A 15799-nucleotide genomic window follows, 5' to 3' on the forward strand; every position below is an offset into this window, starting at 1 on the left:
GGTTCTGGCTGGCGCGGTGTCCCCGAGCGGTACAGGCCGTGGTCGACCGTCTGCTCCCGGTTCAACACCTGGGTCGAGGCCGGGTTGTTCCAGGCGCTGGTGGGCGCGTCGATCGCCGAGGTCGCGTCCCGCGGGCAGGTCGGGCTGGAACTGGTCAGCGTGGATTCCACGGTTCGGCCCACCGGTTTTCGCGGACGGCCCTCTTGCCGTGGAGGTGCCGGAACCCTCGCCGTACTCGGGCGGGAGTGAGTCGCTCGGCTGGTGCGGGACGTTCCCAAGGGCGGCGCGAATCGGCGACCGCGCCGCGGGCGAGACGGAGTTGGGTGTAAGCGGCGCCGACCGCCCGGGGCTTCGCCTCCTCGCGGACCACGACGAACCGCATGGTCACGATGTTCGATCCCGTCGGCTCTTGCAGGGCGATCGCCACGCACCCGCGGATCGCGTCGTCGGGCACCGGCCGGGTGAAGTCGAGGCGTTGCGGACCGCCCGCGTGGGGAGAGCGACTGGTCCGGGTCGAGAACAGAGCAAGGTCACTCCGGTCACCCCGGGTGGAGAATCATGTCGGTACGCGGGGCGCAGTCGTCGCAGCGATGGATCGGTCCATGGCGGCGATGTACCGGGTGAGGGCGTGGCGATGGTGCTCCAGCAGGGCGACGCGCTCGGCCATCCGATCGCGCTCACGCACGAGCATCTCGCGCAGCTCAGGATCGGGATCAGCGACAACGATCTCCTGGGGCTGGTTGAGGCACGGCAGCATGTCACCGATGATGCGCGTGGGGATGCCGGAGTTGAGCAGGCCGCGAATCTTCTTCACCCGATCCACCAGGTATTCGTCGTACTCTCGGTAGCCGTTCTGCTGCCGCCGCGGCGTGATGAGCCCTTGTTCCTCGTAGTAGCGCAGCATGCGCGTCGGGACCTCGGTGCGTTTCGCCAGTTCACCAATCTTCATAATCACCTCCTCGGCACCTGTGCAACCTTACAGTCATGTCAAGGTTGACGGGGTGTGAGTGACCCCTCGTCTCTCGAGGTTGACATTCACATGGTGTGAAGGTTGCACGATGGTCGCATGGTCCGGACCAGCAACCTCCCACAACGCCGCCCGCAGAACGTGACACCGCGGACGATGCGGCGCACCCGTGTGGGCTTCGCGACGGGGCGCTGCGGTCATCGCCGCGAAGATCGTCGGCTGTTCGGGAAGCAGCGCCATCCTCGTAGACGATCACGGGTCGGTGAGTACCCACGCCCGACCGCCACCCACCCGGTTGTCCTTCGGGCGCCGACTTGTTCGGCCCGGACCTGACTCCTGAGCGCCGACGACTCGCGCACGTCGCACCGCTTGATCCTCCTCTTCCGACTTCCTGAGACAGCGAGCACGCACATGAGCACCCCACCAGAATCTGACGTCGCCGCTCCGGCACCGACGGTCCCCTCCGACGACCGGCTTCCGCCGGGCGTCGCCCTGGTCATCGGAATCCTGATCGTCTCGACGTTCATCGTCTTCCTCAACGAGTTGCTCCTGGGAGTCGCGCTTCCGACGCTGATCGAGGACTTCGGGGTCACCCCGAGCACCGGGCAGTGGGTCACGACCGGATTCCTGCTGACCATGGCCGTGCTGATCCCGGCCAGCAGTTTCGTGATGCGACGGTTCCCCATGCGAACGGTCTTCCTGGTCGCGCTGTCACTGTTCATCGTCGGGACGACACTCGCCGCAATCGCGCCGACGTTCGGCGTCCTGGTGGCCGGCCGCGTCATCCAGGCCTCCGGCACCGCCGTCTTCCTGCCCCTGTTGATGACCACGACCATGCGCCTGGTCCCCGTCGCTCGCCGAGGCCAGATGATGGCGATCACCACGGCCGTTCCGGCCGTGGCGCCGGCGGTCGGGCCGGCACTGTCAGGTCTCGTGCTGTCCACACTGAGCTGGCGCTGGCTGTTCATCCTGATGCTGCCGTTCGCGGTTGCTGCGCTGGCGCTGGGCGCGTGGAAGTTGCGCAACACCACGACCCCGGAGCCGGTGGCTTTGGACGTGCCGTCGCTGCTGCTGTCCGCGCTCGGGTTCGGCGGCCTGGTCTACGGACTCTCCCTGATCGGCGAGGCGTCCTCCGGGCACACCTCCACCTCGCCGTACCTGCCGATCGCTGTGGGCCTGGCAGGCCTGGTGGCGTTCGTCCTCCGGCAGATTCCCCTGCAGCGTCGCGACAGCGCGTTCCTGGACATGCGGATCTTCCTCCGGAGGTCGTTCACCGCACCTCTCCTGACGATGCTCTTCGTCGCGGGCAACGGGATCGGCCTGCTGGTCGTGCTCCCGCTGGTGCTGACCCACGTCACCGGCCTGAGCACCCTGCAGCTCGGCCTCTTCCTGATCCCCGGCGGGGCCGCGATCTCGATCGTTGCGGCTGCGAGCGGCCGGGTGTACGACCGCTTCGGCCCACGCCCGTTGATGATCCCCGCCGCGATCGTCTGGCTGGCCGTCCTGTGGTTCCTCAGCCGGGTCGACGAGAGCACGAGCGTGGTCACGCTGATCGTCGCGTGGCTGGTGTTCACCAGCGCGCAGGCCGCGATGTGGGCGACGCTGACGACGAGTGCGATGGGTGGCCTGCGCCCCGAGCTCTACCCGCACGCCGCCTCGGCCTTCGCCACCGCCCAGCAGCTCGCCGGTGCCGCTTTCGGTGCGGTGTTCGTCTCGGCCTACACCATCGGTTCCGGTGCTCGGGACGCCGGCGTGCTCAGCACGGACCAGGCCACGTCCGCCGGACACGCCGCCTTCCTGACCGCCTGGGCCATCGGCCTGCTCGTGTTGGTGGGCGCCTTCTTCGTCCGTCGGACACCGAGTCCCGCCGCCGACGTGACGGTCGCGGCCGTGCCGGTCGGCGGCGAGGCGGTGGCTGACGCATCGGCCACCGACGCAGCGGTCGGCGAGACGGTGGCCCGGTGACCACGACGGACAAGCAGCTCATCCTCGGTATGGGGCTGATCGACGGATACGGTGGCCTGCACGGAGCCTGGCGTGCCCCGCACGTGGACCCGGGTGCGTACGCCGATGTCGACGCCACCGTGCGTCACGCCAGAGCCGCCGAGCGCGGCAAGTTCACCTTCCTGTTCACCCCCGACTTCCCCGCCGTGCGCGGCGACGTCGAGCACTCGACGATCAGCAACCTCATGGACCCGCTGATCCAGCTGTCCGCCGTCGCGCGCGAGACGACGAACATCGGCTTCGTCGCCACCGGGTCAACGACCTTTCAGGAGCCGTTCAACACGGCACGCCAGTTCAAGGCCCTCGATGTCCTGAGCCACGGTCGCACAGGCTGGAATGCCGTCACGACGAGCGATCCCGCCGTCGCCGCCAACTACGGCAGACCCGTCGCCGACCGCGACGAGCGTTACCAGCGCGCCCACGAGGCCATCCAGATCGTCCAGGCGCTGTGGGGCAGCTGGCAGCAGGGCGCGTGGGTCAAGGACCAGGCAGCGGACCGTTTCATCGACCCGTCGAAGCTGCGACCGATCAACCTGAAAGGCGAGTACCTCGCTTCGCGAGGCCCCCTGGCGATCCCGCCGTCGGAGCAGGGCCAGCCCGTCGTCTTCACCGCCGGCGGCCCCAGCCCGCACCTGCTGTCGATCGCGGGCCGCTACGCCAGCGGCTTCATCGCCGAGGTGTGGACGATCGAGGAGGCGCGCGCCCAGCGCGAACTCGTGCGGAACGCGGCACGCGAAGCCGGCCGCGACCCCGACGAGATCAAGTACATTCCTGGCATCATGACCACCGTCGCCCCGACCGTGCGCGAGGGCCTCGACCGGCGCCTGAAACATGCGGGCGACGTCATCGAGGCCCGTCTGCCCCACCTCGGCGCGATGCTCGGGATCCGGATCCACCCGGACCGGTACGACGAACCTCTCACGCCGGAGCAGTTGGCGTTCGCGCACGCCTCACCGAGGGACCCGCGCTCGTCGAACGCTCTCGCGGTGGCACTCCAGGGCTGGTCCCCCCGCGACGTCCTCGCCCACGGCGTGATCGACTTCCACCCCACGGTCGTGGGCCCGGGACAGCTGCACGCCGACCACCTGCAGGAGTGGTTCGAGGCGGGAGCCGCCGACGGCTTCTGGGTCACACCCGACATCTACGAGGACGGCGTCGACGCCTTCGTCGACGAGGTCGTGCCGATCCTGCAGCAACGCGGCATCTACCCCACCGAGTACCCGGGCACGACGTTGCGCGCGAACCTCGGCGTGCCCCACCAGTACGGACTCGACCCACGCATCACCGGCGCCGAGCAGTGACCGGACTCAGGTGATTGCCGCAAGTAGTGAGACGACCGTTTGCGTGCCGCGCCCGAGCCAACCAGATTCCCCGCGGCTCTCGCTGATCGCCCTGGTCGTGGGGGCGTGAAGACGAAGAACCGCAGAGCACCGCGCACACGAACGACACGCAGAACATCACTCAGGAGGAGAACTTCATGAAGATCGGCATCATGGGAGCCGGCAGCATCGGCAGCGTGCTGGCCCAGCGGCTGAGCGCCCACGGCCACCACGTCAAGATCGCGAACTCGCGCGGGCCCGAGACGATCCCCGCCGACGTCCTCGCCGCCGGCGCCCAGGCGGTGCCGGCGGCCGACGTCGCCGCGGACGTGGACGTCCTCATCACCTCGGTCCCCCTCATCCGGGTGCCCGACCTCAAGCCGCTGCTGACCGACCTGCCCGCTGACGCCGTCGTCATCGACACCTCGAACTACTACCCGGCCCGCGACGGGCACATCGCGGCCCTCGATCGCGGGCAGGTGGAAAGCCGCTGGGTCGAGGAGCACCTCGGCCGGCCCGTCGTCAAGGCGTGGAACGCCATCACGGCACAGTCCTTCGTTGCCTACGCGAACCCGAGCGGCACCCCCGGCCGGATCGCGATCCCCGTCGCCGCGGACGATGACGACGACCGGGCCCTGGGCATGTCGCTGGTCGAGCAGACGGGCTTCGAGGGCTTCGACGCCGGCACCATCACCGACTCGTGGCGCCAGCAGCCAGGCAGCCCCGTCTACTGCACCGACCTCACCGCCGAACAGATGCCCGCCGCGCTCGGCAAGGCCATCGCCGAACGCTCCCCGAAACGCCGGGACCTGGCGATGCACGTCATCGCCGAACTGATGGGCGACCCCACCAGCGACCTCGGCAAGGACTTCCTGGTCCGGGTCAACCGCCTCATCTACAACTGACCCACGCTCCGGCCTGCGCACGGCCGGCCACCTCGAAGTTGCTCCGGTTCGAGCTGGCGGCGGAGAGCGTGGCTACCGCACTGCGGGTGTTCCACCGATACGCCCTGGTCGGCGAGGGCTGGTCTGCGGAGGGAGGCGCCTCGCTGCGGACCTTCTTCGTCGGAGACTGCTTGCGCGCCTTTCCCACGGTCTACCGAAGATGGTGTGCCGAACAAGGCAAAGAGGAGCCGTACGGGCTGAACGAGGCCGACGCGCCGCCTGCGGCCAGCTCGCTCAGGAAGTGCCCCAACCCCGCCGAGCAAATCGTCGCCCAGCACGCGACCCGGGACAAGCTCCGCAGAATCAGTAAGACCGTGTCCTACATGGTGGTCGGTCGTTGTGTTGGTCATGGTTGAGGGCCGGTGGTCGTGGATCGTTCCGGAGGGCTTGTGGGAGTTGGCGCGGCCGTTGCTGCCTGCGGCGAGGGTGCGTCCGCAGGGCGGTGGGGTGCGGAAGCTCGATGATGAGGCGGTGTTCGCCGCGATCGTGTACGTGCTGGTGTCGGGGTGTGCGTGGCGGGCGTTGCCGCCGTGCTTCGGGGCCTCGAAGTCGACGGTGCACCGCAGATTCATGATCTGGGCGAAGGCCGGCGTGTGGGCCCGCCTGCACCGGGAGGTGCTGGACAGAATGAGCGGGCGGGCCTGATCGACCTGTCCCGAGTCCTGCTGGACACCGCCCACGTGAGGGCAAAAAAAGGGGCGAACACACAGGTCCGAGCCCCGTGGACCGGGGCAAAGCGGGTACCAAGATGCATGTTCTGTCCGACCGGTCGGGAATGCCTCTCGTGGTCGGTGTCTCACGTGGCAACACAGTCGACGCCGATGGCCTGAAGCCGGTGCTCACCGGCCTGCTCTCGCGCCACGATCCTGATCGGGGCCGGCACGCCAAGCCGCGCAAGCTGCACGCGGACAAGGCCTACGACCACTCCGGCCTGCGGCGATGGGTGCGAGGCAAGCGGATCGGGGTGCGCATCGCCCGCAAGGGAGTCGAGTCCTCCCAAAGGCTGGGCTGCCACCGCTGGGCGATCGAGCGCACCATGTCCTGGCTGACCGGCTACCGGCGCCTTTCACCTTGCTATGAAAGGCTTCTGCGCAACTACCTGGCCTTCCTCGACTTGGCCGCGGCCATGCTCTGCTGGAAACGCCTCCTCAAAACCACCATGTAGGACATGGTCTTATTGTCCTCGTAGGAGGCCGGGTCATAGCCGGTTTTTCTCTTGAGGTCGATAAGGTCTCCAGTGAGCCCTTTCAACCTCATTCGGCGTTGAGGTGGAGCGTGAGAACGGCTCGGGTCAGGTCGGTAATGCGGGTGGTGGAGCAGCGGAGTCTGCGCAGTAGTCGCCAGGTCTTGAGGGTGGAGACGGCTCGTTCGCCGAGGGCGCGGATGCGGGCGGCGACCCGCGCCGCGACGGCGAGATCCGGAGCGAGGTCGGCGAAGACCCGGACGGCTTCGTGGATGTGGCGGCAGACGGTGGCCAGGGGCGATGCCGAACCCGGCGGCGAAGCGGGTGTGGGTGTCGCCGCAGCGCAGGTGGGCCAGGACCAGCAGGGCTTGGCGTCCGGGGTCGAGGCGCCGCCACCTGCTGCCGATCCGGCGTCGTGGGCGGGGGCCGGGCGGAAGTCGAAGTCCACGTCGATCGTGCGGCTGCGCCCGCCCAGCAGTCGTGCGTGGGCCTGGCTCTCCCGGTGCCGCATCTCGATGGCCAACCGTGCCGCGACCTCGACGGTGACCGGGTGTGCGGAGCGCAGCGCGAGCACCGCCTGCCTGGCCGACACCAGCGCCACGGTCAGGGAAGCCAGCGCTACCACGGCGGAGACCGGGTCGACATCACCGACTTCCGCCTGCGGTATCAGCCGCACCGCCAGCCCGGATCTTTCACGTGGTTGGTGTCCTGGGTCGCGGCCGTGGCCGGTAGCTGTTGCGTGTCCTCCTTCCGCTGTTCGGGGTGGTCGAGGTGGCCCGTTGTCGGCTGGGTTGCCGCAGGGTTCCACTGCCCGGTGGTGGTGCTTGCTCCTGGTAGGGGCGGGTTGGACCTGGTCAGGTCACTCGGGGTAGGACGTGTAGGCGTCGGTGGCCGGTCAGGATCAGATCGGCCCAGGGTGCGTGGGCGGCGAGTCGAAGGTGGACTTGTCGGGCGTGGTGGGTGAGGCGTCCGGCGACGGAGAACAGGCGTAGCCGCAGGCGTTTGGGTTCCCAGCGTCGGGCCGGATGGTCGGTCGGGGCGAGCATCTGGGTGCAGGCGGTGAGTTCCAGCGCCAAAGCGACGATCGCGACCCAGACCCGGTTGTGGGCGAAGCCGTGCAGCGGCAGGTTGGTCAGCCCGGTGGCCTTCGCGGCGCGGATGCGGTCCTCCGCGCGTGCCCGACGGCGGTGCCGCAACTCCAGGTCCGCCAACTGTCCGCGACCGGTGTTGGTGGCGAACGCGGTCAGCCGCAGGCCGTCGGCGTCGGTGAACCGCAGCTGCGCGCCGGGATGCGGGCGCTCCTTGCGGACGATGATCCGCATGCCCTTCGGCCATCCGGACAGGTCCAGCACGCCGGTGGCCTCGGCGACCCACGCCCCCTCACGCGGGGTGCCCTCGTCGTCGTGGTGAACCGTCGCGTGCGGCAGCACGCCGCGGGGGTCGACGTGCGCTTCTCAGCGGTGAAGCTCGATCAGACGTCGGCCAGTTCGTGCTCGCTCCTGCGGGTGACGTGCGCCGAGTCGATCTGGAAGGGGGCGATCACCCGCTGAGCGCAGGCCGTGGCGAGAACGCGCCTGTAGGACGGAACAGATCTATCGCCCCGCCGGGACGTCGGGGGGTGGCAGATCCCGATCGCACCGTCTGGCATCAGCGACCTCGTCGTCGGCCACAGGGGGCGGGTCGGACTGATGCTGCGCGAGCCGAGGGTGACGGCGCTCGTGTGGTGGTGTCAGCGGCGGTGACGCAGGGCGGGGACTGTTGGGCGACTGGCTGCCGCTGCTGGAGCGGGAACTGGCCGGCGAGCGGGCGTGTGCGGCAGCGGCCGCTGTGTCCGCGGGCGCACGTCTGGTTGGGCTGGTCACGGCGGGGGTCATGTCGGGTCGGTGGTCGGTGCCGAGTTCACGGTGCCGTGCTGTCGTGCCGCTGCTGTCCAGTGGGTGTGGTTGTGGCGGGTGGTCAGGGTGTCGGGGTGCTGCGGGCCCAGGATGCGCAGCTGGTCGACGAGCAGGGCCTGCAGCTCGGCCGTCGCGCCTGCGGTGTCGCCGGTCTTGCCCCTGCAGTGGGCGAGGTTGTTGCGGGCGGCGAGGGTGCAGCGGTGGTCGTGGCCCAGCATCTGCTGCGTCGCGGTCAGCACGATCTCGAACGCGGCGGCCGCGCCTGCCCAGTTGCCGATCATCGCCTGCAGGTAGGCGAGCTTGTGGCGGATGATCAGGGTGGAGGACTGCTCGTCGCTCCAGGCCGGTGAGAACCCGGCTTCGGGCGGGTCGTGCGAGTCGGCTGTTCGCGCTGCGGAGTGCGCCCGAGCTCGCCAGTGGTCGAGGAGAGCGCGGGCGTGGGCGGTGTCGGGGTGGGCAGCTCCCCGGATGCGGAGCGTGGAGGTCAGCACGGCCTCGTACTGGGCTGCGGCGCCTGCCGGATCGCCGACCTCACCGCGCCACCGGGCGAGGTTGGCGCGGGTGCTCAGGGTGTCGGGGTGGTCGGGGCCCAGAACGTGCAGGGAATCGCGCAGCAGGGCTTCGAACTCCTCGGCCACACGCGCCGAGTCGCGGAGCTCGCCCGGCCAGAAGATGATGTTGTGGCCCAGGGCCAGGCTCTGCCAGTGGGTGAGGTTGTGCCGGGTGGTGAGGGTGTAGGGGTGATCGGGCCCGAGCACCCGCAGGCAGTCGGGCAGCAGAGCCTGAAGCTCCTGCGCCGCGCGTGCCGCACTGCTGTGACGCCCCAGCCACGTGGCCAGGTTGTGGCGGGTGGACAGCGTTTCGGGGTGATCGGCGCCCAGTATCCGCACCTGGTCGGGCAGCAGGGCCTGCAACTGTGTCACCGTGTCCGCTCCGCCACGGACCTCGCCCCGCCAGTGGGCGAGGTTGTTGCGCGCGGTCAGGGTGTGGGGGTGTTCGGGACCCAGAAGCCGCAGCCGGTCGGCAAGCACAGCAGTGAGCTCCGCCACCGCCCGTGGCGGGTCACCGGCCTCACCGCGCCAGTGGGCGAGGTTGTGCCGCGTGGTCAGGGTGTCGGGGTGATCGGGGCCCAGCAGGGCGTGGGCCTGGTGGTGCAGGGTGCGCCAGTGGGCCAGCGCGGCGTCGACCTGGCCGGCGCCGGCCAGCGAAGCGCCCACACGATCGAGCAGCGGATCGGGCGCGGGAGTCCACAGGGCGGTGCCGGCCTGGGCGAGCAGGGTGTCGCTGCTGCGACGCAGCGCCCCGACCAGGTCGGGATCGTCGGTGTCGGTGCTGGGCCACAGGGCGCGCAGGGCCTCGGCGGTGACACGGGCGAGCTCGTGCAGCCGGTCGGCGGGAATGGTGTCGCGGACAGCGCGTTGCAGCAGTGCGTGCACGGCCACCTCCCGCGCGCTGCGGGCGGGCACGAGGGTGATCAGGGTGAACCGGTGCAGCCGGGTCAGCCCGTCGTGGACGTCCTCGACGCTGACCTCGCGATCCGCGCGGGCCGCGAGGTGCTCCAGGACCGGTGTGCTGGTGAACAACCCGAGCGGGGCGCCGTCGGGGTCGAGCAGGCTCGCGATCTGCAGCAGCGGCCGGGCCAGGCCCGCGCCCGCTGGCCGTGCCGGATCGTCGGGCCGGTCGGCGCGTTCGATGGACAACGACCACGTCGCCGCCACCGCGAGCTGGTGTTCGGGCAGCCTGCTCTGCGGTGGGGACAGCTCGGCCAGGGCGCGGTGCTCATCGGCCAGCATCCGGCGGTAGCCGGCGACGGTCAGCACGGGCTGATCGGCGATGAACGCCGCGGCCTGACCCAGCGCCAGCGGCAGCCGCCCCAGCTCTCGCGCCAGGCTCCGCAGCTGCTCGAGATCGCCGCCCTTGCCGTGCTGCTCGAGCGTCGCGGTGAAGTAGGCCAGCGCTTCGTCCTCGGTGAACACCTCCAGCTCGATCACCCGGTACCCGCCGCGCGCCAGCGCCGCACCGCGCAGCCGGCTGGTGACGATCACCTGCCCGCCCGGCCCCCCGGACAGTTCCAGCCCTCGCACGTCGGCGGGATCACCGAGGTCGTCGAGCACCACCAGCCACCGCCGCGACGTAGCGGCCAGCCACTCCCGAAACGCCTGAGCGGCCTGCTCCGCAGGCCGCTCGGCGACGCACCGGTCGTCCTCGAGGAGAATCCGCCGAGCCGCCTCGGCGTAGGCGGTGACCACCGCCGCCCGCGAGACCGCCGAGATCCACACGGCCACGTCCAGACCTGGGTCCGACCACACCCGTCGGGCGTGCCGTGCGGCCAGTTGGGACTTGCCCACCCCGCCCAACCCCGACACCACCACACCCGACCCTGGCGGGGGGCCTGTCAGCGCCGCCGCGTGATCGGCGGTCAGCGCTGACCTCAGCAGCACGTGGGCTTGCCGGTCCTGGTAGTGCCCCGCCAGCACAGGTGGAACTCCTATCCGCACCGGCCACAGCACCCGCGGTGCCAGCTGCTGGAGGGCGACCATCGCATCACGACCGGCCTGCACCACCGTCCCAGCGCTGGAGGCAGCCACGTGCTGCTCGACCCTGGCCGCGTCCCCACCCTCTCCCGGCTCGTTCCCGGCACCCGCGTCCGCCACGCACACCGTCCCGCTCCCGCTTGACCCCACCGATCCACCAGCACGCCCACCGTGCAAACCCACACCATGCAAACCCGCGACCTGCCAGCACACCGCACAAGTGCGCAGACCCGGCCTGCTGTGCCCACCTCCGGAGCGTGGCCGCCTCGCCCACCGCGAGGTACGCGGCCACCGCGGCGCGGCCCGGCTGGTGCCAGGCCTGTCACAGCACGCCGGTGCGCAACGATCGGCCCACGCTGCGTCCTGACCGGTCGTGCACCCCCGCACACGACGAGGTCGTCGACCGACAGCGGTGCTCAGGGGGGCCGGGCCGGTGCAGCGGCCGGCCGCACGCCCAGCGCCGCCGGTCGGCGCAGGAGCCGGACGCACGAGGTGAAGCAGCAGCCGCGTCGTGACCGTCAGAGCAGGCGGTCCAGAGCGAGGTCCACGGGGAAGGTCTGTCCGTCGCGTGCGGTCACGGTCGAGCTACAGGTGCCGGAGACCGCTGCGGCGTCCTGGTAGCAGAACTCCCCGGCGTGGTGGCAGTCGACCAGCGACAGCGGAGCGGACAGGTCGAGGATCCAGTAGCGGGGATGGCGGCTTCGGCGCGGGAGTACATCGGTGCGGCGGCGGGGTTCAGCACCGGGGAGCGGTCGGGCCGTTGGTCGGTTGTGCACGCATACCGGGCCGATCTCGTCGCCGGTGGCGTCGTGAACCGTGCCCCGTGCAGCGCGCGGCGCAACTCCGGCTCCGGCTCCGGAGTGCGCGAGCGGCGGGTGCGGGAGAGCCCTCAGGTGTCAACCGGGTCCACACCGATCCCCGACCGCGACCAGCGGGCGACCGCGACCCCCGATGTCGACCTGCACGTGATGGCGGCCGGCACACACGCCCCTGCGCGACGGTGGCGGCTCGCCCGCGAGACAGCCGCCCGCCGCCAGGGCCGGTGGCGCGGCGCAGGCGGGAAAGAGGGCGCTGCGTGGATCCGGCACGAACGCCGTCGCCGCGCTGCCGGCCCGGATGAGGAGCCGGGTTTCCTGCGTTGGTCGTCGGCGCTGTCGCCGGTTCCTCGCAGGTGGTCGGGAGACGCGTGCCAGGCCGCTCACGCCCGGGGTGCCGCTCCGCATCACAGACCTCGCCGTCGCGAATGCGCTCGTGCGCCACGGTCCGCTGCCCGGACACCGCCTCTCCCGCGCGGCGCGCATCGCCAGCACCGTCGTGGGGGTCGCGATCATCGGCAACCCGCGGCCCGCGGCTACCAGGACCACGTGACCTGGGAAGTGCACCGGACCTGCACCGGCAGCACCCCAACGTCAACTCCGCCCTCTGTGGACATCGCAGCGGTTGCGTCGGGTGCTCGGCCTGGACCACATGATCACCTACACGTCGGCCGGGGAGTCCGGTGCCAGCCTACGGGCGGCCGGGTGGCGACTGGTCCACGTCAGACCGGCACGTGCAGGCTGGGACACGCCCAGTCGGCGCCGGGACGACCGCCGCTACACGACCGGTGTCGCACGAGGGCTGTGGCTGACCGGCAGGCCGTGACCCGAGCGTCACGAAATCGACGGCACCTGCCACCAAGCGGCGCTGGCGTGTGTCGAGTGTGGACGGACGCTGCCCCGGCGGACAGGCCCGATCCGCCTCGCCGACGAGATCGCCGTGGTGTCCGAGGAGACCGACTACATCGGCGACTCCACCCGCAGCGAGATCGCCTTCGCCGAGGCCCACGGCAAGCCCGTGCGCATCCTCCGCGTCCCGTCTGGGGGCGCATCACCCACCCCGACCGGCGGGCGGACCGAGTACCTGTGCCGCAGCTGCTACCGCCCGCGACGCTCTTCGGTGAGGACGAGGGAGGCAAGCGATGACCGCCCTGGTCCCGGCGGTGCGGCGTCATCCGCATCGGCGGCCAAGGCGATCTGCGGCTCGACACCAGCTGCACCACCGCCGACACCGGTGCGGTGAGGTCAGGCCCATCGTCAGGTGACCGGCCGTGCTCCGATCGCGCGCCGGTCGTGCCGTTGCGCGTCGTCGCAGCGCCGACCCGGCCAGGCGCTCCCCGTCCTCGCGCCTCGGAAGGCGCAGTGCGCGTTCCTGCTGGGCGACCGGGCGGGGTGTTCGCCGTCGCCGGGTCCTGATGCTTCCTTCGTGCGTGGTGGTGCCCGACGTTCCCTTCCCTCAACCTGTCCGCTGAGCCACGTCCGGACTTCGTCCTGGCCTGCGATCACCAGGGACTGTTCGTCGAAGCCAACCTGCGCATTGCGGCAGACTGCTGTCCGTGGATGTACCGATCGCATATGACAAATGACGTGGATCTGGCTGGTCGGAGCCGTAGCGCTCATCGGAGGATCGCGATAGCGTCAGTACTTGCGAAGGGGGTGGCCGTAGTTGATCGTCGTGTTGTCCGCGCAAGCACCGCCTAACCTGCCTGCGGTAGCTGCGCTCTATTCGCAACTTGCGGGTGTGCTTGCAGGGTTTGGTTTCGCAGGTCTGATCGCACTGATCGCTGCTCAATTGACGACCAATCACGCAGGGAGAACGTTGGAAAGTGGCGCTCCTTTGCTGGCTGCTTTCCTGGCGCTTGCCGTGTCGAGCTTGAACTACGCTATCGTCGCGGGTGAGACCGCTGGAACTGCGCGAGTGGCCGCACTGCAGACGACGTCCGGTCTGGGATTCAGCGTTGCCGGTTTGATGTTGCTGTACTCGATTCTCGTCCTTGTTCGCGGCCTGGCCAGCGATGTACCAAGGAACAGGGCGACCAGTCATGCGATGGCCAACCTGGTCAGAACGGTGATCGTGCTAGCCGTGTCGCCGCTCATCGTTCTCTTGATGTGGAGCGGAGTGCGCGACCATGCCATTCAAAAATATGGTGTTGACGCAGGTTTCGTCGGCCTCGACTGGATATCCATGTCGATCCTTCTGGTTACATGGGCGACAGGGGGGATCTTCGCCGTCAGGCTCTACGGCAAGCCTCAGCACCACCTCCGTGTCACGCGCTTTATCTCTATTGCTGCCGCATGCCTCTCATCGGCCTCACTCCTGGTTGCGACTGCGCTCATAAGCTTCACCGACACCTCCACGCCCATTCCTGATCTGCTGCCGGCAGTCGCAATTGTCACGGTCGGCATGTTTGCCGTCTTGGTGTCGTACTCGGCCAGCAGATTCTACATCCCGGCCAGTCGTACCACCTCTACGCATCGCAGAATCGCCGAGAAATGATATTTTCAACCCGTGACGGACACGCGTTTTCCGGCATCGACATGGTGGTCCCGGTTGCACGAGCTGCTGCTCGCGGAGTTGCACTCGGCGGGGAGGCTGGACTGGGTCCGCGCGGTGGTCGACACTTCGCACGTGCGGGCCGCGCGACGCGGCCCACAAGCGGGCCGAGCCCGGTCGACCGCGCCCGACCGGGCTCCGAGCACCACGTCCTGACCGAGGGCGGCGGCATCCCGCTCGCGGTGCTGCTGACCGGCGGCAACCGCAGGCGACGTCATCGGCCTGGAATCCCTGCTGGACGCGGTGCCGAACGTGCGCGGCAGGCGGGATCGACCCCGCCGACGCCCGAAGACGGTCTACGCCGACCGCGGCTACGACCACGACAAGTACCGCCGACGCCTGCGCGCCAGGGGAATTACCCCTCGGATCGCCCGTCGCGGCGAACCCCACGGCTCCGGCCTGGGCACCGTCCGCTGGGTCGTGGAGCGCACGATCGCCTGGCACCACGGCATGAAACGCCTACGCATCCGCTGGGAACGACGCGACGACATGCACGAAGCACTCCTCGACCTCGCCACCTGCATCATCTGCTACCGACACGTCCGACGATTTTGTTAGGACCAGTTAGAGGGCATCTGATCTACTTTTGGGTGTGCATATCCGTTTTACGTAGATCGTTTCGCCAGGTTTGGGTGGATTCTCCGGTCAGAACGCGGCTCATTATGTTAGTCATCGCCCAGTGGACCATGGTGCGTGAACGTTGCGGCAGGGTCTCGTAGTCGCGAGCGAGGCGGCGGTGCTGCATCAGCCACCCCAGGGTGCGTTCGACCACCCAACGCCTGGGCAACACGTGAAACCCCGTAGCCGCAATACGTTTGACGACCTCCACGCGGATCCCGGGTGTGGCGCCGTGACGTAGTACCTCGTCCTTGTAACCGCCGTCCACCCAGGCCGTGGACACGGTCGGGTGCGCCACAGCCAGGTGGTCCAGGAGTTGCCGACCAGCGGGCGAGTCCTGGACGGAGGGCCCGGTCACGATCACCGCGAGCAGCAGTCCGAGTACGTCGATGGCGATGTGCCGTTTGCGTCCCTTGATCTTCTTGCCCGCGTCGATGCCCTGGCTGGATTCGTTGACATTGCACGAGGTTTTCACACTCTGCGAGTCGAGGATCGCCGCCGTCGGCGTGACCATTCGTCCACTTGCGACACGACCCCGGTCTCGCAGCAGATCGTGCAACGCCTCGGCGGTACCGTCGGCCTCCCACTTGGCGTAGTAGTCGTAGACAGTCTTGTAGGGCGGGAAGTCGTGCGGCAGGTAGGCCCATGCGATCCCCGTCCGGTACACGTAGAGGATCGCGTTGACGATTTCCCGTAAGTCGTGCACCCGTGCCGCGGTTCCCGGCCCGCGCCGGGCGGCCCGCCAGGTCGTCAGCATCGGTTCGATCAACGCCCACCGGGCATCGGACAGGTCACTGGGGTACGCACGCCGAGAGCTCACAGTTGATCAACTTTAGAGCGGTCGGCAAACCGGACAGATCACCCCAAACCAAGATCGGATACCTCTCTTACAGCTCGTTTCATAATGAGGTTGCTAGCTTGCGGTAGCAGATCAGTACGCAGGCCAGTTGCATCAGTCCGAGGTGG

Annotated in this window: 8 protein-coding genes and 7 pseudogenes; 9 read left to right on the forward strand and 6 right to left on the reverse strand. The window is 69.3% G+C overall.

Annotated features, from left to right (window positions below):
* Nucleotides 1-3: 3 nt before the first annotated feature.
* Nucleotides 4-249 (forward strand): annotated as a pseudogene (locus IMZ35_RS32140) (hypothetical protein); the annotation flags it as partial.
* Nucleotides 250-556: 307 nt separating this feature from the next.
* Here the strand turns inward: IMZ35_RS32140 and IMZ35_RS24660 are convergent.
* Entirely contained in the window at nucleotides 557-949 is a 393-nt protein-coding gene (locus IMZ35_RS24660; RefSeq protein WP_199443569.1) for a MerR family transcriptional regulator, read from the reverse strand.
* Nucleotides 950-1378: 429 nt separating this feature from the next.
* Here IMZ35_RS24660 and IMZ35_RS24665 point away from each other — a divergent pair, with 429 nt between their 5' ends.
* The 5 genes and pseudogenes from IMZ35_RS24665 to IMZ35_RS24685 all read left to right on the forward strand — a co-directional run bounded on the left by IMZ35_RS24665 (nucleotide 1379) and on the right by IMZ35_RS24685 (nucleotide 6399).
* Nucleotides 1379-2932, forward strand: a complete 1554-nt coding sequence (locus tag IMZ35_RS24665; RefSeq protein ID WP_199443570.1) for an MFS transporter — start codon at nucleotides 1379-1381, stop codon at nucleotides 2930-2932.
* The gene (locus IMZ35_RS24670; RefSeq protein ID WP_199443571.1) at nucleotides 2929-4272 is read left to right on the forward strand and encodes an NtaA/DmoA family FMN-dependent monooxygenase; all 1344 of its coding nucleotides are present in this window, start codon (nucleotides 2929-2931) and stop codon (nucleotides 4270-4272) included. Before IMZ35_RS24665 ends, IMZ35_RS24670 begins: the two co-directional genes overlap by 4 nt.
* Nucleotides 4273-4424: 152 nt before the next feature.
* A pseudogene (locus IMZ35_RS24675) lies at nucleotides 4425-5195 on the forward strand (NADPH-dependent F420 reductase); the annotation flags it as partial.
* 68 nt (nucleotides 5196-5263) lie between these two features.
* Nucleotides 5264-5590, forward strand: coding sequence for a hypothetical protein (locus tag IMZ35_RS24680; protein ID WP_199443573.1), 327 nt, complete (start codon nucleotides 5264-5266; stop codon nucleotides 5588-5590).
* Nucleotides 5583-6399, forward strand: a pseudogene (locus tag IMZ35_RS24685) (IS5 family transposase). Before IMZ35_RS24680 ends, IMZ35_RS24685 begins: the two are co-directional and overlap by 8 nt.
* Before the next feature lie 88 nt (nucleotides 6400-6487).
* Here IMZ35_RS24685 and IMZ35_RS32300 read toward each other — a convergent pair.
* The 4 genes and pseudogenes from IMZ35_RS32300 to IMZ35_RS24700 form a co-directional block, all read right to left on the reverse strand.
* Nucleotides 6488-6634, reverse strand: a pseudogene (locus IMZ35_RS32300) (IS5/IS1182 family transposase); the annotation flags it as partial.
* Nucleotides 6608-6845 (reverse strand): annotated as a pseudogene (locus tag IMZ35_RS32305) (helix-turn-helix domain-containing protein); the annotation flags it as partial. The pseudogenes IMZ35_RS32305 and IMZ35_RS32300, both read right to left, overlap by 27 nt.
* A gap of 426 nt (nucleotides 6846-7271) precedes the next feature.
* A pseudogene (locus tag IMZ35_RS24695) lies at nucleotides 7272-7823 on the reverse strand (transposase); the annotation flags it as partial.
* A gap of 464 nt (nucleotides 7824-8287) precedes the next feature.
* A complete protein-coding gene (locus IMZ35_RS24700) occupies nucleotides 8288-10966 on the reverse strand; it encodes a tetratricopeptide repeat protein (RefSeq protein WP_199443574.1) in 2679 nt (892 codons plus the stop codon).
* 1320 nt (nucleotides 10967-12286) lie between these two features.
* Here IMZ35_RS24700 and IMZ35_RS32145 point away from each other — a divergent pair.
* From IMZ35_RS32145 to IMZ35_RS31000, 3 genes and pseudogenes are all read left to right on the forward strand, one after another.
* Nucleotides 12287-12487, forward strand: coding sequence for an XF1762 family protein (locus tag IMZ35_RS32145; RefSeq protein WP_368857024.1), 201 nt, complete (start codon nucleotides 12287-12289; stop codon nucleotides 12485-12487).
* Nucleotides 12488-13327: 840 nt separating this feature from the next.
* Nucleotides 13328-14158 (forward strand): hypothetical protein, encoded by an 831-nt coding sequence (locus IMZ35_RS24705; protein ID WP_199443575.1) that lies wholly within the window; start codon nucleotides 13328-13330, stop codon nucleotides 14156-14158.
* 45 nt (nucleotides 14159-14203) lie between these two features.
* Nucleotides 14204-14773, forward strand: a pseudogene (locus IMZ35_RS31000) (IS5 family transposase); the annotation flags it as partial.
* A gap of 22 nt (nucleotides 14774-14795) precedes the next feature.
* Here IMZ35_RS31000 and IMZ35_RS24715 read toward each other — a convergent pair.
* Nucleotides 14796-15653: an IS5 family transposase gene (locus IMZ35_RS24715; protein ID WP_199443577.1), complete on the reverse strand. Its 858-nt coding sequence runs from the start codon at nucleotides 15651-15653 to the stop codon at nucleotides 14796-14798.
* Nucleotides 15654-15799: the final 146 nt, after the last annotated feature.

It is taken from the genome of Umezawaea beigongshangensis, from assembly GCF_016464305.1.
Taxonomy (GTDB): Bacteria; Actinomycetota; Actinomycetes; order Mycobacteriales; family Pseudonocardiaceae; genus Umezawaea_A; species Umezawaea_A beigongshangensis.